Origin of the sequence: Allorhodopirellula heiligendammensis, assembly GCF_007860105.1 — a bacterium.
Classification (GTDB): domain Bacteria; phylum Planctomycetota; class Planctomycetia; order Pirellulales; family Pirellulaceae; genus Rhodopirellula; species Rhodopirellula heiligendammensis.
In genome coordinates, this window is record NZ_SJPU01000002.1 from 1,926,284 (window position 1) to 1,948,651 (window position 22,368).

General features: G+C 57.9%; 16 protein-coding genes. 7 read left to right on the top strand and 9 right to left on the bottom strand.

Annotated elements, in window-relative coordinates; genetic code table 11:
* Nucleotides 1–5: 5 nt before the first annotated feature.
* Complete coding sequence (locus Poly21_RS17485; protein WP_146408171.1) at nucleotides 6–1,175, bottom strand: sialidase family protein; 1,170 nt, start codon at nucleotides 1,173–1,175, stop codon at nucleotides 6–8.
* A gap of 199 nt (nucleotides 1,176–1,374) precedes the next feature.
* Between Poly21_RS17485 and modA the strand changes: the two genes are divergently transcribed.
* Nucleotides 1,375–2,202, top strand: coding sequence for a molybdate ABC transporter substrate-binding protein (gene modA, locus Poly21_RS17490; RefSeq protein ID WP_146408172.1), 828 nt, complete (start codon nucleotides 1,375–1,377; stop codon nucleotides 2,200–2,202).
* A gap of 50 nt (nucleotides 2,203–2,252) precedes the next feature.
* Here modA and Poly21_RS17495 read toward each other — a convergent pair whose 3' ends face one another.
* From Poly21_RS17495 to Poly21_RS17505, 3 genes are all read right to left on the bottom strand, one after another.
* Complete coding sequence (locus Poly21_RS17495; RefSeq protein WP_436967515.1) at nucleotides 2,253–3,374, bottom strand: SGNH/GDSL hydrolase family protein; 1,122 nt, start codon at nucleotides 3,372–3,374, stop codon at nucleotides 2,253–2,255.
* 659 nt (nucleotides 3,375–4,033) lie between these two features.
* Nucleotides 4,034–5,665: a di-heme oxidoredictase family protein gene (locus Poly21_RS17500; protein ID WP_146408174.1), complete on the bottom strand. Its 1,632-nt coding sequence runs from the start codon at nucleotides 5,663–5,665 to the stop codon at nucleotides 4,034–4,036.
* Complete coding sequence (locus Poly21_RS17505; RefSeq protein WP_146408175.1) at nucleotides 5,662–6,930, bottom strand: hypothetical protein; 1,269 nt, start codon at nucleotides 6,928–6,930, stop codon at nucleotides 5,662–5,664. The genes Poly21_RS17500 and Poly21_RS17505 overlap by 4 nt, the downstream gene beginning before the upstream one ends.
* Before the next feature lie 513 nt (nucleotides 6,931–7,443).
* Here Poly21_RS17505 and Poly21_RS17510 point away from each other — a divergent pair.
* The 4 genes from Poly21_RS17510 to Poly21_RS17525 all read left to right on the top strand — a co-directional run bounded on the left by Poly21_RS17510 (nucleotide 7,444) and on the right by Poly21_RS17525 (nucleotide 15,488).
* Nucleotides 7,444–9,732 (top strand): hypothetical protein, encoded by a 2,289-nt coding sequence (locus Poly21_RS17510; protein ID WP_146408176.1) that lies wholly within the window; start codon nucleotides 7,444–7,446, stop codon nucleotides 9,730–9,732.
* 239 nt (nucleotides 9,733–9,971) lie between these two features.
* Nucleotides 9,972–10,718 carry a 3-keto-disaccharide hydrolase gene (locus tag Poly21_RS17515; RefSeq protein WP_146408793.1) on the top strand — a complete coding sequence of 249 codons (747 nt, stop codon included), beginning with the start codon at nucleotides 9,972–9,974 and terminating at the stop codon, nucleotides 10,716–10,718.
* Between the two features lie 52 nt (nucleotides 10,719–10,770).
* Complete coding sequence (locus Poly21_RS17520; protein WP_146408177.1) at nucleotides 10,771–13,119, top strand: ATP-dependent helicase; 2,349 nt, start codon at nucleotides 10,771–10,773, stop codon at nucleotides 13,117–13,119.
* A 146-nt stretch (nucleotides 13,120–13,265) separates the two neighbouring features.
* Nucleotides 13,266–15,488: an NADP-dependent isocitrate dehydrogenase gene (locus tag Poly21_RS17525; protein WP_146408178.1), complete on the top strand. Its 2,223-nt coding sequence runs from the start codon at nucleotides 13,266–13,268 to the stop codon at nucleotides 15,486–15,488.
* Nucleotides 15,489–15,670: 182 nt separating this feature from the next.
* On the opposite strand, the gene Poly21_RS17530 is transcribed toward Poly21_RS17525, so the two are convergent.
* Both Poly21_RS17530 and Poly21_RS17535 read right to left on the bottom strand, forming a co-directional pair.
* Complete coding sequence (locus tag Poly21_RS17530; RefSeq protein WP_302119391.1) at nucleotides 15,671–17,578, bottom strand: DNA polymerase Y family protein; 1,908 nt, start codon at nucleotides 17,576–17,578, stop codon at nucleotides 15,671–15,673.
* Complete coding sequence (locus Poly21_RS17535; protein WP_146408179.1) at nucleotides 17,460–18,734, bottom strand: ImuA family protein; 1,275 nt, start codon at nucleotides 18,732–18,734, stop codon at nucleotides 17,460–17,462. Before Poly21_RS17535 ends, Poly21_RS17530 begins: the two co-directional genes overlap by 119 nt.
* A gap of 117 nt (nucleotides 18,735–18,851) precedes the next feature.
* On the opposite strand from Poly21_RS17535, the gene Poly21_RS17540 reads away from it, so the two are divergent.
* Nucleotides 18,852–19,172, top strand: a complete 321-nt coding sequence (locus tag Poly21_RS17540) for a lipopolysaccharide assembly protein LapA domain-containing protein (protein ID WP_146408180.1) — start codon at nucleotides 18,852–18,854, stop codon at nucleotides 19,170–19,172.
* Between the two features lie 115 nt (nucleotides 19,173–19,287).
* Here Poly21_RS17540 and Poly21_RS27645 read toward each other — a convergent pair whose 3' ends face one another.
* Nucleotides 19,288–19,614 carry a hypothetical protein gene (locus Poly21_RS27645; protein WP_302119394.1) on the bottom strand — a complete coding sequence of 109 codons (327 nt, stop codon included), beginning with the start codon at nucleotides 19,612–19,614 and terminating at the stop codon, nucleotides 19,288–19,290.
* A 346-nt stretch (nucleotides 19,615–19,960) separates the two neighbouring features.
* On the opposite strand from Poly21_RS27645, the gene Poly21_RS17550 reads away from it, so the two are divergent.
* The gene (locus Poly21_RS17550; protein WP_146408181.1) at nucleotides 19,961–20,689 is read left to right on the top strand and encodes a hypothetical protein; all 729 of its coding nucleotides are present in this window, start codon (nucleotides 19,961–19,963) and stop codon (nucleotides 20,687–20,689) included.
* Between the two features lie 194 nt (nucleotides 20,690–20,883).
* Here the strand turns inward: Poly21_RS17550 and Poly21_RS17555 are convergent, their stop codons facing one another.
* Complete coding sequence (locus Poly21_RS17555; protein WP_146408182.1) at nucleotides 20,884–22,008, bottom strand: HlyD family secretion protein; 1,125 nt, start codon at nucleotides 22,006–22,008, stop codon at nucleotides 20,884–20,886.
* Complete coding sequence (locus Poly21_RS17560; protein ID WP_146408183.1) at nucleotides 22,005–22,259, bottom strand: DUF3302 domain-containing protein; 255 nt, start codon at nucleotides 22,257–22,259, stop codon at nucleotides 22,005–22,007. Before Poly21_RS17560 ends, Poly21_RS17555 begins: the two co-directional genes overlap by 4 nt.
* Between the last annotated feature and the right edge of the window lie 109 nt (nucleotides 22,260–22,368).

Here is a 22,368-nt window from a genome sequence, read left to right on the forward strand (position 1 = left end):
ACGCTTTAATTCGGCAATTCCCAGGAGGCTAAACGCAATTGCGCATTGGCGTTCCCTGCCAATCGCTCGTACCACACCGTGACCAGTTTGCCAGGGGATACTTCGGCGGTGGAGGGATACCCAACGTCACCCGATGTGGCGTCGCCAGAGACTATCATGGGAGCAGACCACGTTCGGCCATGGTCGTCGCTAATGCGGGCTTGATTACCCAGCGGCGCGCGGCGATGACCGTAAGTCATGAGCAATCGATCGTCGGACAAGCGTAGTAGATGGGAGGGCAGCCCCCACACACCGATGGAATACGGTGTCGCCCAGGTCTTGCCGTGGTCAGTGCTGTGGGTTTGTAGCGTCTCGTTTTGGTTGGCCGCATTGTGGTTTCGAATATGCACAATGAGTCGACCATCAGCAGCTTCGACCGCGTGGAGTTCGTGATACTGTGATGGATCGTCACCTGGACGTGTGGGAAGTTCCTCCAGCGGTGTCCAGGTGCGTCCATCATCGCTGGAGCGACATGTGCCGACGCTCCGTGGAGAGTCCCACAGGGCGACACCGGCATAGAACAATGTCCCATCGCTTAGCTGAATAGGCCCATGGGGGCTGTTCAGCGGCACGCGATAGGCTGGTGACCAATTCAATCCGCCATCCTCGGAACGCAGCATCCAACAGCCTCGATGTTTCTCATGCTCGCCTGCCGGTAGACGGCGTTGAACGGCCTGCCACTTGGCGAGCTGTTGCGCCGGCATCGACGGCTTGTCGCTTGCCGCAGTGGCGAGCGCTGTTTGCAGTCGGGGCTCATATGCCAACGACGAAAATGTGCTGACTAACAATGTGCCTTGATCGGTTTCGACGATCCCTGCATCACGGTCGTCTATCGGTCCGTCGAGAATTGTCCGTTCATAACTCCAGGATTCCCCGGTATCTCGAGACCGCATCAAGTCCACCCGGCCAAACGGGCAGACATGGGATTCACGTCCGCCCGAACAAACGACAACGAGATCCCCGTTCGCACACCGGCAGAGTGTTGGCCAGCCATGGTATCGATCCGATTCCAAACTGATGGTGGTGATGTTGCCAACCTGGTGTCGGGATGAGTCATCACTGGCCCGTGTGATGGAGGATGCCAATAGGGTTGATGCGGATGCGGCCACGAACTGCCGGCGGGAGAGGTCGGACATTGAATTGCCAGGGGGGAGGGAATACGGTGGTGTCGCGTACCCGATGGGCCGCGTTTTTCAGGTGGGTGAGGATCCGAGAACCGGCGGGCGAACCTTTGAGTGGCTCAGGGTAAAACGCCGTTTCAGAAATCGACGTTCTATGAGCCGAGTGACTCGCTCGTCCTATAATTAAGGGTAGGTTCTCGATAAACTCGTGGGTATGAATCGTACCATCATTCTTCTCGTTGGGTTGCTCACCGCGGTACCGCTCCTGTTGTACCTGCTGGCGACCACCGATCCGCCGCGCCGCGACGCTCAGGCGGATGCGATCGTGAGCAAGACGTCCCCACGCACACCGATTACGGTTTACTGCGCCGCCAGCAACCAGGCTGTAATGGAAGCGATCGTGGCAGATTATCGACGCGAGTTTGGTGGCGAGGTCTATGTCAATTATGGGCCGTCGCAGGGCTTGTTATCGCAGATCGAAATCACCCATACGGGTGATCTTTTTTTGCCCGCCGATGACAGCTACCTCACCGCAGCCCGTAACAAGTTTCTGGTGTCCGAGACGTTTTCCATCGCGACGATGCATGCGGTCATTCTCGTCAAACGAGGCAACCCGAAAGCGATCCACCGATTTGACGACTTGTTACGCGAAGATGTGAGGTTTGTGCAGGCCAATCCTGACGCGGCGGCAATTGGTAAAATCACGAAGATTGCCCTTGAACGAGTGAATCGATGGGAGGCTGCCGACGCGGCGACAACGGCCTACCGCGGCAACGTGACCGAAGCGGCTGCTGATGTGGCGGTCGGCTCGGCAGATGCCGCCATCGTCTACGACTGCGTGCTCCACAATTACCCCAATCTCGAGTTCGTCGAGATAGCAGAATTGCAGACCGCAGTATCGAAGTTCGGAATAGGCTTGATTGCGAATTCGGAGAACATCCCCGCTGCGCGGCAGTTTGTCGACTTCGTGATTTCGCCAGCTCACGGTCTCGCTCGATACCGTGAGTATGGGTTCAGCGTGTCGCCGTCAACGCGCCCTTGAGATTCAGCGGACAACTCCGCGGACCGTATGATTCTCGGTTCAACGATATGTTACCGTTGAGCGTCGGTCTTGTGAGGTCCGATCGCACTTCGCAGGATGGGTTCGAATACGTTCGCTTGTCGCATAAAACCAAGATCGCTGGCGTGCGATCCATCGGTTGCCCCCTCGGCGTCGTCGCCATAAAGATGGTCGCCCGGAATGTAATGCAAATTTGCGACCCCTTTATCGACCAAGGTAGCATAGGCTGCCCGCAAGGCAGCATGATTGCGGGTGTGGTGTTCGTGGCGACTGGGCAGGATCCAGTCATTCGTGTTACGCCGGTCTTCCACCAGCACGATCGGGGTCGATGGGTGGGCTGCACGCAATTGTTCGACAAGCGGGACGCACTTTGCCGCAACGTCAGCAGGCCCCATGTTGGGCAAGCAATCGATGACGAATGCGGTGGCCTCCAGTTGCTTCAGGTAGTCACCTACCTCTTTGTCCATCCGACCATTGCCGGAAAAACCCAGGTTCACGACGGGCATGTCGAAACGACGCCCCAAAATCGCCGTGTGAACCATTCCGGGCCGACTGGCGCAGGCTCCATGCGTGATGCTGGTTCCATAAAACACAATCGGATTCGGCCGAGGGGCGAGTCCCTCGAATTCGCTCCCCGGTTCAACACCAATACTCATGAATTCGACGCCGTTGTAAAGCGGCAGATATGCGGCGTACTCTCGGTCTCCAGCGGCCAAGCCACTGACGATCTTAGTCTTGACCTCTTGCGAGTTGGGGCGTGTCACTTCGACCCACCTCCATTGGCCCTTTCCGTCGCGAGCGTACAAGTCCACGCCGCTGACCCCAGTCGCTGGCATGTGGGCCATCGCCAAGTTTTTCTTCTTGAGTTTGTAGTGCACGTGAATGGACGGTGAGTTCGTTTTGAACCGCACCATCATCCCGGCACTGTCACGACTGAGATTCCAAACGTTCTTTGTCACCGATTGCTGAGCAGAGGCGGGCAAGCGATCAAACCATTGCTGGCGTTCTTGCTCGGGAAGAATGCGTCCCTCCAGACCCCACTGGGTGACGTCGTACCAATCGAGCCCGTCGGCCGTCTCTTTCCTTACCTCCATCTCTGGATCAAGTTCCGAGATCGCGACGTCTTGTGCGAATGAAGATGATGCCAACAGCATGAGCAAGCTAGAGAACAAGTTTCGACAGAATGGACGCATGGAGATTTCCGAGTTGATTGACAAAGATGCAACGGCGGGCGACTGCCCTGCTCGGCTATGCTACTTGGGTTCGCCATGCGCGTGTTAGCCAGGGCTGCAAAATCTTCCGTCAGACCAGACAGAAAAAGCCAACCTCACAGAAGAAGCCGTCCAACGCTCGACCTGCGTTCAGGCAGACGAACCGAGTACTGTGGCTGTCCACTAATACGTTGGACGTTTACGCTACTCAGCTGCGCAAACACGGACCCCACGCACTAGCGTGTTGAGAAAGACTATCTCGCTGGCGCCTCAGGTTCATGAATCCACAGGTTGTGAATGCCGGTACCACCAATGGGCTAATACCACCAATGGAATCGGAAGGTACATCATTGGACTCATCCGACGGAGGCGTGCGCCGCAGGTTTTAGAGCACTCAGATTGCGCACCAGCTAGTTTCTAGGCTAACTTGGGGACATACCAGGCATGCCTCGAGGATCCAATGATTTGTACGCCGGGGACTCTTTTTTGAAATCATGCTAGATATTGGAGCCGCGCCTAGAAAAACCTTCCCCTGTACTACGGAGCATGCTTCGGTCGGATACGCCATTGTTGGCGCATTGACGACGCATTACCGCGTTGCCTTAGGGCGCGACGAGCGAATCCAGGAACGCCAGCACGTTTTGTCGATCCTCATAGGACAACTGCAGGAATCGGTCGCGGGTGCCTGCTGATTCCCCGTCGTGCATGGCAATCGCTTCGAGGATCGTTTCAGCGCGGCCGTCGTGCCAGTACGGAGCGGAGTCACGCAGACCCCATAGCGGTGCGGTCCGCCATTCTTGATTGAAGTTTGTCGGCTGCAGATGCATCTGTTCGCGGAGCTCGATTCTGGTAGGGATTACCTGCTTGTCTGTAATATCCCCTTGCGAAGCAGCTAAGGTCGAGGCAAGCGCGAATTTGTTAATCTGCGTGTCTGGATTTTTCCGTGAAGCAATTACTCGCGTAGGCTTCAGGTCGACAGGACCATCGGGAACGCGGAACGTGAATGCGGGGTAGTCGGAGTGCGCGCCGCCGGGGCTACTCAGCACGGGGCCATTGGTCTTGATGGGCACCATCGTCGCAGGGCCGTAGTATGGAACTTGAAAAGTGAATCCTGGAGGGGCATCTTCGACTTCTTCGGTAAACCTCTCGCGGCGCACGATGTAAGGCTCGGCGTGACTGAGATCGATCGAATCGGATCCCATATCATGTAGCAGTAGATCGCTGTAAATCCCGTTGGCCGGCGGCATGTTGCGGACATGGCATACACCACAGCCAACCTGATTGAAGATTGCTTCGCCTCGACTTATTGACGCATTGGACAGCGAATCGTTTGAGAACGATTGTCGCGGTGCTGGTAGCGCAGCGACGAAGTGCGTCAGCATCTGAATCTGTTCGTCGCTAATGTCAGTGGATTTGTTTTGATAGGTTGGGTTGGTTGCATCGCTCGACTGCGTCCTGCGACTGGTTTGTAGCCCCATCTCATTCGCACAGGCTTGCTCATTAAAGTCTTGCAGCGAGGCCACGTTAGCGCGCCACCCAAACTTGCCATAGCGTCCGTCGGCCAGTGTCGATGGACGACCACTGATCTCAGCATGCTGCTTCTGTAGACGCATCTGCTGATCGAGTTGCTTGTCAGAGACCTTGTCAATCAAACCGCTGCCGAACAATGCCGTCGTGTTACGACTGTAAACACGCGCCGAAATCCGAACTCGATAGCCATCGATAAACTGGTCGAAGTAAAGGGGCGATCCGTTGGCGATGCGAACTTCAGCCGCTGAGGTCGCTCCACCGGCATCGTCATACTCGGCACCTGTGCTCTGAGTCAGCGTCTCATGAAGCTGCCGGAGCATCGAGGTGCCGCCATGGTGCGGCAGCGGCAAGACATTCAACACGCTGTTGTTCGACTGAATAAATCCAGGGTGAAATTGCGAGACCAGGTTTGCGAGTACCTCGGCGGTGACGCGAGTGCCGTAAACCTCAATCGAGTCGATGCCCACTGAATTGGCGTTGAATGCCGCTTCACCACCACCACCGATGCCGCCCTGCTGATGGCACTCCGCGCAAGACGCAGCATTGAAGAGTGGTCCCAAACCGTCCCCTCCGAGGGCGGGATTGTGTGGCTGCCATTGCTGCGTGAACAGCTGGGCGCCCCTGGCAATCGTTTGGGGAGACACCGCCCAGCTGGTTGCCGGAACGAGGGCAAGAACGACGCCCGCCAAGACACTAACTTTCATTTTTGCACCTGTCGAATCATCGTGATTGCGCGGCCCGGAGGGCTGCCCTCACGAATCGGGTAAGGGGAATCTTTGGACGATCGGAAAAACAAAAAACGCACGCGGGTGGGATGCTCGAGGTCCAGCGGCTTGCCCTGCGTTTGAGACAGCCAAGCGGCGAGTTCGCCCGGCGTGACCTGGCGGATGGGGCCGGCATTGATCGCATCATCGAGATCCTGCCACCCTAAACCGCGGCGGCGGGCAACGTCCGCCACCTCGAATCGTTGCGAGGGATCACGCTGACTCATCAGTGGTGTGCTAATTCGAAACGCAAACGAATCGTTATCGCCACGCTGCAATACCCAATCGGCGAGCGTCGTGGCCGAGGTGGCGTCCTGGTCAGACCGCTCGATTGGCATCACCGACCGATGCCATACGATTTCAGCGATGTCCGTGTAGAGCAAACGCAAATCTGCACCCACGATGAACGGTAACAAGGTCGTCGCCCACGCTGCTCGTGTATCAGAATGCTGCTCGAGGATAACCAGACGCTTGAGATCGCTTGCGTCGGTTAAGCCAAACCGCATCTGCACGTCCTTTAAGTACACACCTTGCAATTGGGAGGCGATGGGAACGAGCTGCAACGTCACTTTCGATGTTAAGAGCTCCGTCTGAACCAATAGATCCGTGACCGGGTCCACATCCGTTTCGCCGAGTGCTGCGAGTCGTTCATCGAGCTCAATCTGCCACATCCGCGTTAATCGCCCGCGCGTGCGATCGGCGAGTTGTTGGGTCATCTCATTACGCTCGGTGCTGTACCTCCGCATCAGCAGTCGCGTATCCTCGGCGTCCTCAATCAGACGCGTTAGGTCATCACCATCAGGAACGCCAACGGACAACGCCAAGACGCGGTATTGCCCATCGGTGACGATACTGATTGCACGCTCGATATCCTGCCCGCCTCCACCGGTAACGATCGGCGGTAATCCAATTGCCCAATGTTGGAACTGAATGGGTGCAGCGGGATTGAAGTAACCTGCCGGAATCCTCGCGACCGAGCGCCGGAACGAACGCTCACACCAGCACAGTTCACGTTTCGCACTGAGTCCCTTCCATGGTGCGTCGCCAGCCACATCGTTGGTGATCAAGACAACGATCAACGCATCATCGGCGGTCGTCTCGGCGACCGCCCCCAGCGGCGGTGACCACGAAAAATCATCGGCGGCATAGACCGGCAGCGATGTGAGAATCACCGTTGCTGAGGCGGCGATGCAAACCAGCGTCATGACAAGTCGAGGGCCAAATGAACGCACAGGCTGATCTTCACGAGCGGCTAGAAAAAGTGTGGAAGCACACAATGTCTCCATAAGCTAGATATATCGGATCGCAGGCTCTGAGGCAAGCAAAATTCCCTTGCTTGGGGATAGCGGATTTCTAGGAATCCTCGGGCGGGCCTGGTGGAGCGACCCGTCTACCGACGGATAGCCATGCGCGAACGTTGTGCCAAAGCCGCTACGCTGCCGTTGGGTTTGCTAGAATTGATGCCGTTGACCTAGTTTCTCTCTCGCGTGCAGGCGTTAGGGGTTCCCTCACTCTTGCCGATTTCAGGACTTTCAGACTCTTTTGGAATGACGTCTTGGTTGCATTGGAGAGCGATGTGGCAGGCAGCGAGCAAGATGCCCGAGCCACGAGCCTACCAACACCAACGCCAGAGTTGGCCAGCATCAACGCCAGAGCCGGAACGTCGCTGGGCTCGCGCTCGGCGCAATCGCACCGCCCCCCCTTGCCGGATTTTGCGGATGTTTTTCAAACTCGTTCACTCATGTTTCGTCACCCTGCTGGCAGCAGCCACCGCCGTTGCTCAGCCGACCGCAGGGGAAATTCAGGCGGGTTTGCCGCCATCATTGCAGTTCGCACCCGATAGCGCTTCCTTCTTTTACGCCTTAACGAACAATCGCTTGAAATGGGATGCGGTGGCCGATAATGCCGCCATCGAGCGGTTAATGGCGATGCCTGTCGTTCAGCGGGCGGTCGCCGAGGCTCGTACGCAAATTGCCGCTGATATCGAGCAGGATTTGCAAGAGAACGAGGTGCCATCGTGGCTACTCTCGGCCTATGAGTTTTGGGTTGGAAAGGAGGGGCAATCTTATTTACCCACGCTGGCGAATCTCGCTTCGCGAGAACTGTTTATCTTTGCCGACCAAGACTTTGCTGAGCAGTTGGCGGCCTACAACGCGGAGGTGGTCACCCAGCTCTCGAAACTGCGGCTTGATCCATCGCCAGACGGGGAGGGAGTTGCCACGGAAAATGACGCGCCGGCGCCCGTCTGGAGCGAAAGGTTTATACGTGACCTGAACGTTCCAAGAATCGTCGCGGGTGCAAAATTGTCAGGGGCTCAGGATCAAGCTCGCGTGCGTGAGATGTTGAGCATGTTTGCGACGAAGTTCCGCAACGAGTTGCTGGATCTTTCCGAAGCTGAAAACAGATACATCAGCGACTCGCTGCAACTTCAAGACCTGGGAGAGAATGATCAACGGTGGGTGCTGCATCTGCGCGGCGACGAGTATCCTTGGGACGCCGCCATCCAACGCCACCAAGCCGCCAGTGATCCTGACGAAGCTGCTGAAATACAGCGGCAGTACACCGTTTTTCGTGACCTAGTCGCGGGTAAATCGCTCGTCGTTAGCGTTGGCTTTACCGACGGATATCTATTTGCATCGATCGGGCATGATCCCGATGACGTCGCCCCCACCAAGGCCGACCAGCCGCTGTACCGACGCGGCGTCTTCAAACCGTTGCTGGAGAATCGCAGTAAGACCTTTTCAGCAATTGCCTATCAAAATAGTTTGCTGAAGCAGCAGACGTCGTGGGTCACTCGGCTGTCGGTGTATATCCGTTTGCTTCCGGGGCTCGCCAAGTTGGCATTTGTCGGTACCGAGCTGGAGCCCACGTCCTACCAACCGTTGATGGATGATGTCGAGCAAGACGCTGAGATGTTGCTCGCCGATTTAAACCGGCTCTACAATCCCGCTGGCGACCAACTCGCGTTCTCATTCTTCTTCAATGGGGGTATCGCCGGATATAACTACCATCGGCATACCAATCCAATGAGCGTGTCGGCTCAACCGCTGGTTTCATTGCAACACGTCGGCGAACATCCTGCTCTGTTCAACGCTGTCGCGGACTGGGAGGATGACGGTACGCTGGATAAGTGGCTCAATCGCATTGAGCAGCGGGCCGAGCAAGTCATGGATCTGTACGTGGAGTCATCGGGCGCCTCAGCGTCGGGCCCTGCCCAAGCCATGACGACGGGGCTCGCCGAGCTTTTCCGGGCGACCAAAGATGATCTACTGCCCTCCCTTGGAAACGAGTCCGCATTCGTGCTCGATTTTCAGCACCGCAGCCACCAGTGGCATCCCGCCATGCCGGCCGCTGAGCAAGCCTTGCCGATGCCCGCCGTGGCACTCGTCTATGATCTCGCCAATGCCGAGCAGCATCGGCGTGCGTGGCAGCGTTTCTATGAAACGATCAATCCGCTGCTTGCCCCCTTTGGCCCTTTGATGGGTTTGCCTCCCGGGCAGGGGTTACCCCCAGCGTCGGAGACATCGATACCTGACGGCGTTTTTCTGCGATTGCCCGGTGTTGCTGTCCTGGGCATCGACCCCAGTTTCGCACCGGGATTGGCCATTACCGATCAGTGGGCCATCTACACCCTGTTTCCCTCCCAGGGTGTCGACTTAGCTGAGCCGCATGCACCCCAACTGCCACCGCCGCTGGGCGATGTCGGGCGTCCGCTGATTGCGGCCAGCCACGTCGATGTCCTGCAATTCGCCGACGCGCTGCAGGCGTGGCTGGATTATGCTGTGCCGCTGATTAAACAGTCCGATCGCTATCAAAACCAACCCCCAGAGGATGCGGAGGCCAGCAAGGCCCCCAATATTGATGAGACGATCGATCTGCTCGGAAATGTGATCGAAGTGATGCGACAGATTCCGTCCTACACCCAGGCGACCTATGTGCAAGACAACTCGGTTGTGACGCAATCGGTGATCCAGGTGCCATCTCTTCGGCTGTCACCAGCTAAGTGAGGTCAGCCCGATGACTCCCTGCATTGGATGATTCCCGCATTGATCGCCCACGCGAATTTGAATCCAGTTATGATGAGCCTGTCCCGCCGGACGCGTTGAAATCGTACGCCGAAGCGTCGTCGCTGTGGGCGGCGCCGGTCAGACCAGTCGCTCTCAATCTCCCCCCCCCGTCCCTTCCCACTCATCGGAAACCTTCCATGTTGCGAACGTTGCTTTTCTCCTTCAGCCCTCTGGTCCTTATGAGCGCCGCCGTGCTCAATCTCGCCGACGACCACCGCGTCAGTGCAGCGGAAATCGATCCCGCCCAGGCCGCTTGGTACGCAAAATACAAAGGCCAAGAGAACGCGCCGCAGCCCGATGAGATGATGCTCAACACGGACCCTGAGCCGGATGTGAGCGAAGGTTTCACTCCGTTATTTAATGGCAAAGACTTGACGGGTTGGACGCCGCGCGGTGGCACCTGCACCTTTACCGCCCAGGGTGATCTCGTGATCGGTGAATGTGTTCCAGGTTCCGATAGCACCTACCTGTCGACAGAAAAGTCGGACTACACCGATTTCATTTTCTCTTGCGACATGAAGTGGGAGGTCGACGGGAATTCTGGCGTCATGTTCCACGCCCAAGTCAAAACTGGCGACAAGAAAAACAAGGAAATCGTATTCGGCCCGCAAGCCGAGATGGAAGGCATCTCCGGAGATCGATACTGGAATGGTGGGATCTACGGGCAGAGTTGTGGAGGATACTTTTACCCCCTGTGGCTGACCGATCACAAAGAGGCGCGAGCAGCCCTGGATCGTGCGGGTTGGAATCGACTGACGATCCAGGCCAAGGGAAATAACGTGAAGACATGGGTCAATGGCGTTCCCGTCGCGAATTGGAACGACGACGGCACGTATGCCAAGGGCTTCTTCGGGCTGCAAATCCACAAGGGAACTGCCGGAAAAGTGCTGTGGAAGAACGTCCGTGTGAAAGAGTTGGCAGACTGATTCGGACTTGCCAAGTTGCCGATCACGCGTCGGGTCGGGTATCCTGGGTGGGATGGATGCCATCACAAAAAATCTGACCGCGGCGCAGGCCGAGGCGGTCACTCATATCGACGGACCGCTGCTCATTATCGCTGGCCCGGGCAGCGGGAAAACCCGGGTGGTCACGCACCGGGTTGCCCACATGCTCAGCCAGGGTGTGCGGCCCTGGCAGATCGCGGCGCTCACGTTTACCAACAAAGCCGCTGAGGAAATGCGGACGCGGTTGGATCTGCTCGCCCCCGGCCAACCGGTGTGGATGGGTACGTTCCACCGGTTCTGCGCCCAACAGTTGCGTCGCTACGCGTCCTACGTGGGTCTTGCCGAAAATTACTCGATTTACGACATGTCCGATTCAAAATCGGCCATGAAACGAGCGATCCAGGCTGCTGGGGTCTCGACCAGCCACGCCACGCCGGAACAAATCGCCTCGGCAATATCCAATGCCAAAAATCGATTGATCACCCCCGAGATCATGCAGCAACAATCTGGGCGGGCGAGCGACAGTGTGGCGGCGCGAGTCTATCCGGTTTACCAGCAGCAACTTTTGCTCGCCAACGCGGTCGATTTCGATGACTTGCTCTATCACTTCGCATGCTTGCTGCGCGAGAACCCCGAGGTTCGCAGCGAACTTGACGCGAAGCTGAAGTACATCATGGTCGATGAGTACCAGGACACGAACTTGGCTCAGTACGCGATCGTGCGAGCGATGTCTGTCGATCATCCCAACCTAGCGGTGACGGGGGATCCGGACCAATCGATCTACGGCTGGCGGGGGGCCGACCTGAACAACATTCTGGACTTCGAGAAGGACTATCCGAGCGTCAAAACGGTTCGCCTGGAACAGAATTATCGCAGCACGCCGAATATTCTTGCAGTTGCCGACCAGTTGATCCGGCATAACCGACGCCGCAAAGCCAAAGAACTCTACACGGAGAACGCGGACGGCGACAACGTGATCCTGCGGCAGTATGAGGATGGCTATCAGGAGGCCGATGCGATTGCCGATGAGATCGCTGCTCAGATGATCGCGGGCCAAGCCGAGCCACGTGACTTTGCCATCTTCTGCCGCATGAACGCACTGACTCGTTCGCTCGAACACGCGCTGCGAAACCGCGGGTTGCCCTATCAGATCATCAACGGTGTCGAGTTCTACCAGCGCAAGGAGGTCAAGGACCTGCTGGCATATCTGCATTTGATCAACAATCCCAGCCACGACGTGGCGTTGCAGCGGGTGATCAATACGCCAACGCGGAGCATCGGGGCAACGACGGTTGGACGGCTGCAGGCATTTGCCGACGCCGAGCGGATCCCGATGCTCGAGGCGGCTCGCCGGGCGTCGGAGATCGACACCATGTCCAAACGCGCGCAAACGATGCTGAAGTCGTTCGTCACCCTTTATGATCGTTTGCGTAAGAAAGCGACTGCCTCGCTCGAGGATTTATTGCGGTTTCTCGTGGAAGAAACGAAGTATATCGAGTTTCTCGAGCGTACCGGTGTCGAGAAAGAAGACTCAAATCCAATCGCGAACGTCGACGAACTGGTCTCGGCCGCGGTCGAGTTTGATCGCATGCATCCCGACGACGGATCCCTCGAAGCGTTCTTGGAACAGGTCGCGTTGGTATCCGACACGGACAAGTTCGAAGATTCCGGCAACCGGGTCACCCTGATGACGCTGCATGCAGCCAAGGGACTTGAATTCCCGCGCGTGTTCGTGATCGCAGTCGAAGATGATCTGTTGCCGCATTACCGCAGCAAGCAGGACGACCAACAACTCGAAGAAGAACGCCGGCTACTGTTTGTGGGGATCACCCGGGCACAACAGTGGCTGCAACTCAGCTATGCCAAGCGACGCAGCATGCGAGGTGACATCCGCGTGGTCATTCCGAGCATGTTCTTAAGTGAGCTGCCACGTGCAGACATGAATGTGATCGAATCGCAAACCGATCGAGACTTCTTTGACGATGGAGCGGACGAGTCCTACCCGGATTCTTGGGATCTCGTTCAAGAGCCCTCACCGCCGGAGCAAGCTGAGCAGGAATACAAGGGCGACGACACTTCGGTGATCCCTGAAATTTATCGTGATCCATTCGTTAGTAAACCGAAGCCCAAACGCACTAAGCCTACCATCACCACGGCACTGCAAACGGCGAGTGACCTGTTGTCGTCCGACCGCGTGCCGTTGGGAGCTTACCGCGAGGGCAGCGTTGTGCGTCATCCCGAATACGGCGATGGCACGATCACTGAGGTTACTGGCCGGGGACCCAAGCGAACTGCGAAGATCCGATTTTCCGAGGATCAGAGCGAGCAAACATTTCGGCTCGCTTTCGCAAAGCTGGAGTTGCTCGATACCGGCGGCGACTAGCCTCTTGGCTCAGTCAAACAACACGACGTTGAGTTCGCAAACCGGTAGTGCATCGACAGAATATCGCGTAATCTACTGGCGTTGACCACACTTTGACGCGCACCTATGTGTCTATCGCAGCATCACCCTTCCCATCGGAAAACTCCATGGCAAAAATTGTATACACGATTACCGATGAAGCCCCGGCCCTGGCAACGCATTCGCTGCTGCCGATTTTGCGTGCCTTCACTGCGGCATCGGGGCTGGAATTCGAGGCCTCTGACATTTCATTGGCGGCCCGGGTGTTGGCAAGTTTCCCAGAGCGATTGACCGAAGAACAACGCGTCCCTGACGCGCTCGCTCAGCTTGGCAAGCTCGTCAAAGAGCCCACTGCGAACATCATCAAGCTGCCCAACATCAGCGCGTCGATCCCGCAGCTCACCGCAACGATTAAGGAATTGCAAGCCAAGGGATACGACATTCCCGACTTCCCTTCGGACCCGCAGACGGACGAGGAAAAGGCGATTCGGGCCGCTTACGCGAAGGTCCTCGGCAGCGCCGTCAATCCGGTCTTGCGGGAAGGCAATTCGGATCGCCGTGTGGCCGCTCCAGTCAAGAAATACGCTCAAAAGAACCCGCACTCGATGGGCGATTGGTCAGCGCAATCCAAGACCCGCGTGGCGCACATGCGCGAGGGCGATTTCTATGGCAGCGAAAAGTCCGTCGTGTTGCCGTCGGCCGACACGTTGCGAATTGAGCACGTGGGCGAATCCGGTGACGTGACCGTTCTGAAAGAGGAGATCGCTGTTGAGAAGGACGAGGTCTTCGATGCTGCCGTGCTCAGTCGTAAACAGTTGCGTGCCTATATTGCCGAATCCGCTGCAGCCGCGAAGTCCGAAGGCGTGCTGCTGTCGCTGCACCTCAAAGCGACCATGATGAAAGTCTCCGATCCGATCCTCTTCGGTCACGCCGTCAGTGTGCTGTACGGGGAATTGTTCGAAAAATATGGGGACCTGCTGCGGCGTGCGGGCGCCGATCCGAACCAAGGGCTTGGTCAGGTGCTCGGTGTCATCGGGGCCCTGCCCGCGGATGACCGCGCCCCAATCGAAGCGATGATGGCGCGGATTGAGTCCGAATTGCCCAGTCTCGCGATGGTGAACTCAGATCGTGGTATCACCAATCTGCACGTCCCGAGCGACGTGATCATTGACGCGTCGATGCCAGCTGCGATCCGCGCCGGCGGCAAGATGTGGGATCAGAACGGCGAGCTCCAGGACACCGTCGCCATGATTCCCGACCGCAGTTACGCGAGCGTCTATCAGGCCGTGATCGACGACTGCAAAACCAATGGCACGTTCGATGTGTCGACAATGGGCAGCGTGGCGAATGTCGGTTTGATGGCGAAGAAGGCTGAAGAATACGGATCCCACGACAAGACATTTGAGATCGCCGAACCCGGCGAAGTCCGCGTCGTCAATGCGTCCGGCAAGACCTTGCTGAGTCATCGGGTCGCTCAGGGTGACCTTTGGCGAGCGTGTCAAACCAAGGACGTCGCGATCGTCGATTGGGTGCGATTGGCCGTCGCGCGGGCCCGCGCCACCGGTGCCGCCACCGTGTTTTGGCTCGATGCTCATCGCGCCCACGATCGCAATTTGATCACCAAGGTCGAGACGTACCTGAAACAGCATGATACCAAGGGGCTCGATATTCAGATTTTGGCACCGGTGGAGGCAACCCTACACGCTTGTGCCCGCTGCCGCCAAGGACTCGATTCGATCTCGGTGACCGGCAATGTGCTTCGGGATTACCTCACCGATCTATTCCCAATTCTAGAGCTCGGCACCAGCGCGAAGATGCTCTCGATCGTTCCGCTGCTCGCTGGCGGCGGGATGTTCGAAACCGGTGCCGGCGGCTCGGCGCCCAAGCACGTGCAACAGTTCGAAGCCGAGAATCACTTGCGTTGGGACTCGCTCGGCGAGTTTCTGGCCATCGCGGTGTCGCTCGAAGATCTCGCTCAGAAAAGCGGCGACTGTGAGTTCGCCGTGTTGGCACAGACGCTCGATACGGCGACCGATCGCTTTTTGGAAGAGGACAAATCGCCGTCTCGGAAGGTGCATGAACTCGACAACCGCGGCAGCCATTTCTACCTCGCTTTGTACTGGGCCGAAGCGCTCGCCGCCCAAGACGAGAACGCCGTACTGAAAGAGCGTTTTACTCCGATTGCTCGCCAGATGGCGGAAAACGAATCGAAGATTGTCAGCGAATTGAACGAAGCGCAGGGCGTTGCGATCGACGTCGGTGGTTATTATTTCCCCGATTCCGCGGCGGCAACGCAAGCGATGCGGCCGAGTGCCACGCTCAACAGCATCATTGATGGGCTTGCTTCGTAGTAGCCCGACGGTCGTTGACGAGGCTGGTGATTTACCAACTCGACATGCCTGTGTGGAAAACGGATGGCGCTCCTCGCCAGCGAATCGAGTTCGTATTCGGGAATTCGATTCGCAAACGCGAGGAGATCAATAGGCCGGAGGTGCCGAGCTGGCTGATAGAGAAGTGTTCCCGGATAACCCTGTTAGGCAAATCGACCGTGCAGGAACCAGCGTTTCTCCATGTCCGCTTCGGCTGGCGTGCCATCGCCGAGGTGGTAATAGATCCACAATCGGGAACCGTTTTCGAGTTCGATGCGGAAGTAATCTCGGCGGATCAGTGGTCCGCTCCACCAGCGGGTTTCAATCCGTTCGGGGCCCCAGTGCTGGCGCACGGGCTCGACTCGACCTCGGATGCGAAAGCGATCGGGGAATCCACTGCCGGGCCCAGAATCACCATCGCCGATCGGTGTGATGGGTTGGGGATCGGGCAGCAGTTCAATCGGACGTCGACCCAGATCGGTTGTCTTCGGCCCCTGGCCGAAACCGCGTTGGACGGATGGGGGTGGAGCGTCGATTTGTTCCGCGGCGGCTGCGGATCGCTGACGAGCGGTTGGGCCACGTCCGCTTCGCTTGACAGCTCTATTGATGCGGTGTGCTGTCATGGGGAACTCGATGATGGCGTTTTCTGGCAAGGCATCGTTGCTGGCGCGAACACCGCGGACGGCATCTTCGCCGAGCCTGCCTGAAAGAGCGTCGATTAATCGAGCTGCTTCGGTTTGTCCGGTCCAGTCGTCATGCGAGGATGCGGCGAAATCAGGACCAAAGATCGATGGCTGACGACTCGATAAAGCGGCGTGCTGAGTCACGCCTACCGTGATTCGAATCACCAGGGACTCCAATCGATGGCCCTGCAAAGCGCCTAACATCAACGTGGTCAGGTGCGATTGGTCGAGCGTGGGCGCAAACAATCCGGTCTCGAATACCAAGGTAGGATGCTGCGTCAATTCGAGTTGGCACCTCATTCGTAAAACACCCCGGTGCAACGGATGGAGTGACGTGGTGGCTTGCCCGATCAAACGTGAGATTCGATCGGCGATCAAGTCGGTCGCATCGGTGGGGTATTCAAGTTCGAGCGTAGCAGAGTGTTCGCACTGCGGAGCAATCGCGATCAGGGGTTCATCAACCTCACCGAGAGCCTCGGCAATCCGGCCACACAGCGCGGGACCGAGACGGGTGGCCAGTCCGGCGCGGGGCAGTCGCATCAGATTGCCGATCGTCCCGATGCCGAGTCGATCGAGGGTGGCAACAATCTCGCCCTGCAGGCGTAACGCTCGGCAGGGCAGGGTCTCCAGTGCTGTTTCCGTCCTGCCGGGAGGGGCGATGAAAAATTGGTGAGCTGGCCGTCCGGGTGAGGTCGCTCTGGTGGATTCCGAGACCGCGTGATTGGCCAATGCCCAGGCTGCACCAAGCGTATCGGCAATCGCGATGCGACCGCAGAGGTTTTGACGATTAAGGATTTTTGCAGCGGCGGCGAGCAAGCCCAGTTCGCCGGCTCGTTCAGGGTCGGTGGTGCGCTGGTGCGGCGTCGACTCCACTTCACACGGCTCGCTGAATAGATGGGTGACACCTTGAATCTCCGACAGGATCGCTTCGGGATCGTGGCGAAATCGACCCGCCCATTTGAATCGCTGGAGCGTTTCGACGGCGGTCTGAGGGCTGAGTTCTGTTTGTAACTCGATCGCGAGAGACTGCAGAGCCCGGCGATCGGCATCGCGATCATAGGGCTCGATCACGGCACCGGACATGGTTGCCAGATCGGTGGCCTGGGCGATCGGCATTCCTAACCGGACGCCGACCTGGGCGGCCAGCGGACAAAGTGCTGCGACGATTCGTCCCCGCTGCGGATCGGTGTGCCAGAGGATCACAGGTTGTTCGAGGTGGATGGGCTGTTCGAGGTGAACCGGTTGCTCAAGTCGAACCGGTCCCGCGGTATCAACCCGCTCGGCTGGCCCCGCCGCTTCGCCGGGTCGCGGGGCCGTGGGTGCCAACGCGGGAATGCGTCGACGCTGGATCGGCCAGTCGGGCAGCCAGAGGCATAGCAACCGCTTCATTTCGATTCTCCGCGGGAGCGTGAATGGTCGGGAGTTCGGGGCGCCGCTGCAGTTTCGCAACGATTGCCGGGGTCAGTGGGTGTAGGCGGGCGTCAGGGGTGACCGCCAGGAACGTTTTGACGCGGTTGTGGGTTGGACTTTGACCGGCCGCATGCGTTTTTTGTCGGCTGCTGGCGTGATCAAAGTTCCGGGCTCGATCGAGGCTGACGCAGAGAATCCGCAGATCCAGCGGCGGGCGGAGCGGCAAACCGGCGGCCACACGTTGATCGGTGGATAACCGTGACGCGTCAACGGGGACAGCGGCGACGTGCCAGCGGACTGCGGCGAAGGAAGGCCGAGTTCGGGCCGACGATGGCAATACAAACAAGCCCGGGGTGCGCCCTTCCTCGGCGGCTAATTGCAATCGCCGGGCATCGCGGTCGTCAAAATGCCATGGCAAGGCGGACCATACCGCAGCGACAGATGAACATCGCAGAGCTTGATCGATCGCCCACACGCTATCACGCCGGCTGGTCGGCCGGCATACCACGATCCGTTGGGGCGAGATCCCACAGGCAATTGCGGCGGCGGCATGAAAAGTACCACTGGGGTCGACCACGAGGAGCGGGCCACGATGCGGCGGCGCAGCCCGCTTTCCAGCTGAATCATCGGCTCCACCAGCGCCAGTTCGGCCGCTGCGGTCGGTCATCGTCGAGGCGGCCGCTAACATGGCGAGCGTCGACGCACCGCTGGCGTCATGGCCGGCTACCCATTCACAGAGCCAACCGCGTTTCAAGCCCCCGCCAGGTAAACAAACGTCTAACGCCTGTGACCCCGTGGAGAATCGGGCGGCGGAATCCATGGCGGGATTAGCCGCGATCGCTGCGGCGCGACCCCGTAGTTCTGTCATCAGGGCCCGGCGGTCGACGGGCAACGAGGAAGGTTGAAATTGGGAAACGCTCGAAATTCCACTGTCGCACCGCCGTGGGGCTTCCTGGGGGGGTGTGGCCGGCGGTCGCCAGCCTGTTACTCTAGCAGCGGGCTTGCTCGCGGTGCTGGCAGCAGTCGCACCGGCGACTTTCGCCCCAGCTGTATCCTCAGTGGTTTGCCAGAACGCAAACGTTTGCTGGGCAGGTGATTCTCGTGAGGGGCGTGAAAGCGTCTTCGATACTGCCATGGTGTGTGCGTCCCAGCTACCTTAGGTGAAGGGTCCGGTTTGCCGGATGAGTCCCTGTCATTATGCTGGCAAAGTCATTTGCTAGCAAATCTTTTTTGAATCCAATTCTATTCTGTCATGCTACAAAAAATTCGCTATTTTCTGTTTTTGCTCGCGGTGTTGGCCATGATCGTGGTGGCGTTCCAGAACCAGGACCGAGTCGACTTCAAGATTCTGTTTTTCCAGGGGCGGTACCCGCTGACGCTGTTATTGTTGGCGACATCGGGCCTCAGTTTCGTCTTGGGGGCGGTTTGCACGATGTGGCGAGGTCATCGGCGTGGTAAGGAGAAAATACGCGTCAAAACAGGATCAAAAAAACTCTCCCCCCAAGATTCGCCACGTCAAAAATCGTTTGGGACCCGTCACCAGGATGATGTCGTCGACGAATTGACGAAGTAAGCAGGACCCTCCGCTGCTCTCTTTCATCGGCGATTTTCAGCCAAATCCTGACTCTTGCTGAGTGGGCGTGTCCCTCCGAGACACGCATCGGCTACAAAAACGCGGCGACTGGTGCCTAGCTGGCAACCTGGACGGATGCGGGAACGTGCTCCACCGCGACCACAGGCAAGCGTGTGACAGTGGGCTGGGAAACGGCTACGACAGCCGCTGGACTTGCCGCAGCGGCGCGGCGGCGAGCCACGAGGTCGTGACGCAATAAGACCGATTGGGCGAGGTCGCCGATGGACTGAATCGGCCGGCTGCGACGTTGCGATTGAGCCTTCATTTGAGCCTGTCCGTCTCGAACCAAGGTGGCGAGTCTCGACAAAGTGTCCAACTCAGGTTTGCTCACGCCGCTGGGGTGGGAAGCAGTTAAGTCAGAAAACAGGGTCAATTGAGTCATCGAAAAATCCTTTGCGGTCGGGGAATGGGCGATGCCCTTCAACGACAGACATTCTTCGCTAGGCCGGTGACACGTTTGGTCACCCTGCGACCAGCGAGTTTTTGACGCGCAACATCCCCCCCCGCAGCAGGCACTGGCCGCCCGTACCGGTCATGCCGGATCGAAGGGGGCATTCCGCGATCGTTTGCGCATATTTGCTGCGGGGTGGCGTCTGTGGCATAGGCCCGGAGCTAAGCTGAGATAGTTCATCCCCGGACGCATGTATCCACTACCTCGCTCGCTTCTGACCGTTTGCCATGGGTGTCTCGTGCACTGGAACCTCATCTCAACGCGATCATTTAATCCCATGACCCCGGCTGACACTGCGGTTGTGTGGCAGGGTGGTCAGGCGACGATCGACCGCCTAGCTCAGCATCGAGCAGGCAACCCATTGCTGCGGGCAGGGCGTGTGCTGGGCGTCCGGCTGCGGCGTCGACTACCCCGATGCCTTCGCCGGCGAAATCAGCCCGATTGTCTCGCCGAGCAGATCCGGAGGCTGCGAATATGGCTTGTCATTTTGGCCATTCTGCCGGTCGCCGTGTGGGGACTAAGGTTCAGCTTGATGCCGGTGAGCCGCAATGATTTCATGGCCTCCCTCTCGAACCGACTGCTCGCCATTTCGTTGCTCTGCTTCGCCCTTGGAGCCTGCGTCGGATTGATGGCAATACCCATTTATCGGGCTGCCCACCGCCGCCGTCTGCGGAACAGCCTGCGATATCACCATCGCGGCGTGTCGCTACGCAGTTTCATTTCCAAGTGGGACGATCCCACCCAAGCGATCTATCGTTCGTGTCGGCTCAGCGCCCGTTTGGCCAGAGTCCATGATCAGCACTTTTTAATCATGAGCAGTTGCTTTGCCGCTGCGGGCTGTCTAGCCGCAGTGGTTCAAACCGACTTACTTCTCGGTGAATTGCTGTGCATGCTGACGGTGCTCGCCATTGCAGGGAAATGGCCGACCACCGGTCGGCTCGTGCGGTGGTGCGGTCGCGTGATCGATCCGCTCTATCAACGCCGCGACGAATACACTGAGTATTGAGCGGAGAGGGCGTCTGAGTGATTGTCCAGTATCGTCGCAGTGAAACCGCTCGATCCTAGCTGCGCGGACAGGAACCGCACTGGGCGGCAGGCGATAGGGCGAAGACTCTCCCTGATGTAGATATGTAGCTACTCAACTAAAACGCGAGTGCAGCGGGCGGTAATATGGTTTGGCAGCGTGCTAGCGTAGCAGCCCTAAAATGGAAGTAAGTAATACATCCATGCTTGGATACGCACCGTCACCTTGCTGATGACGTGAAACGGTCTGCCGGAACCGGTGTAAATGGTGGCCATCCCAGTGGTGCCCATGGCCATCGCAGTCGTTGCGGATTCGTCGTCAAGTTTCAATTTGACTGCAAACTGACCGCTTGAGTGGATGGTAGATGCATCGATGAGTTGGCCTGAAGTGGTGAATTGCCCATCACCACTGGCCTGGATCACAGCGACGACTTTGGCAGCAAACACTTCACCTGGACGCGACTTGAAGACAACCTCAGCCTGATCTCCCGCTTTCACGTTCTTAACAACGTTCTGTCCATAGGTTGCTACGACATTCGCTTCCGTTGTATCAATAAACGTTCCCATTGGCGCAAATGGAAACGAGACTGCCATCGACCCTTCGCGGACCTGCCAGTTAGTGACGAAGCCGTCTGCGGGTGCGTAGACCGTGCATTGCTCCAGGTTGAACTCCGCGTTATCCAGATTCGCTCGGGTGGATTCCACCGTACTCTTTGCCGCGGCGAGCGCGGCGATCGCTGATAGCTTGGAAGCCTTGGCCTCGTCGATGCTTGAATTTGACGCGAGCAGTTCTTGCTTGTACTGTTCCAATTGCACCGCCCCAATCGTGCCCGCGAGTGAGTTTTCCGCATCTTTCGCGGATTGATACTGCGCCTCCGCAGCGGCTTCATTGGCGATGGCGATTTGAATAGCAGCATCCGCAACTGTCACGCTAGCACTGAGCTGCTCGACCGTCTGTTGAGCGGCCTCGAGTGACGCACGGAGCTGGTTGACGGTGAATTGGTAGGGGGTCTTTTGAATCTCGAAGAGTTTATCCTTGCCCTTTTTTAGCGGCTCATTGGGTTCAGCATAAATCTTTTCAATGGGGCCTTTGACTTGCGGCACAATCTGAACGGTATATCGATTCACCACCAAGTTGCGTGAGATTGGTGACGAAAATTGCCATAGCACGGTAATCAATCCGACCGTCAGGAAGCCGATCGAAGCCGCGATGGCCACATTGGTCGGCGTCGGCTTGATCCGCATCTTGATGTAGAACAGCCAGATACCGAGGACGTAGATAATTGTAAAGAGTGCAATCACGCATCGTTCTCCGGTGTGTTGTATCCCGCGTTACCCGATTTCAAGAATGCCCACACAAACGCGATCGGCCAGCCAATCCCACCGCATGCCAGTCCAATCCAGCTCGCCGCATTGATGGCGTCGACCTGGGGATGATTTCGTTTCATCGCAATCTTCTTGGGGAGTGACCCCAACGCCACGATGATGGCCACGAACACGCAGAACAACAGCGCGATGACAAACCACGCGAAGAATGTGGCAAAATCAAACATGTCCTGTGATCCCCGGGCGTAATTTCGATCTTTTGACTGGATTCGTGCTTAATCCTAGCCCGTCCCTGTGGCCCGGTAAACGGCAGCGACATTCGCGATGCCCCCGGGA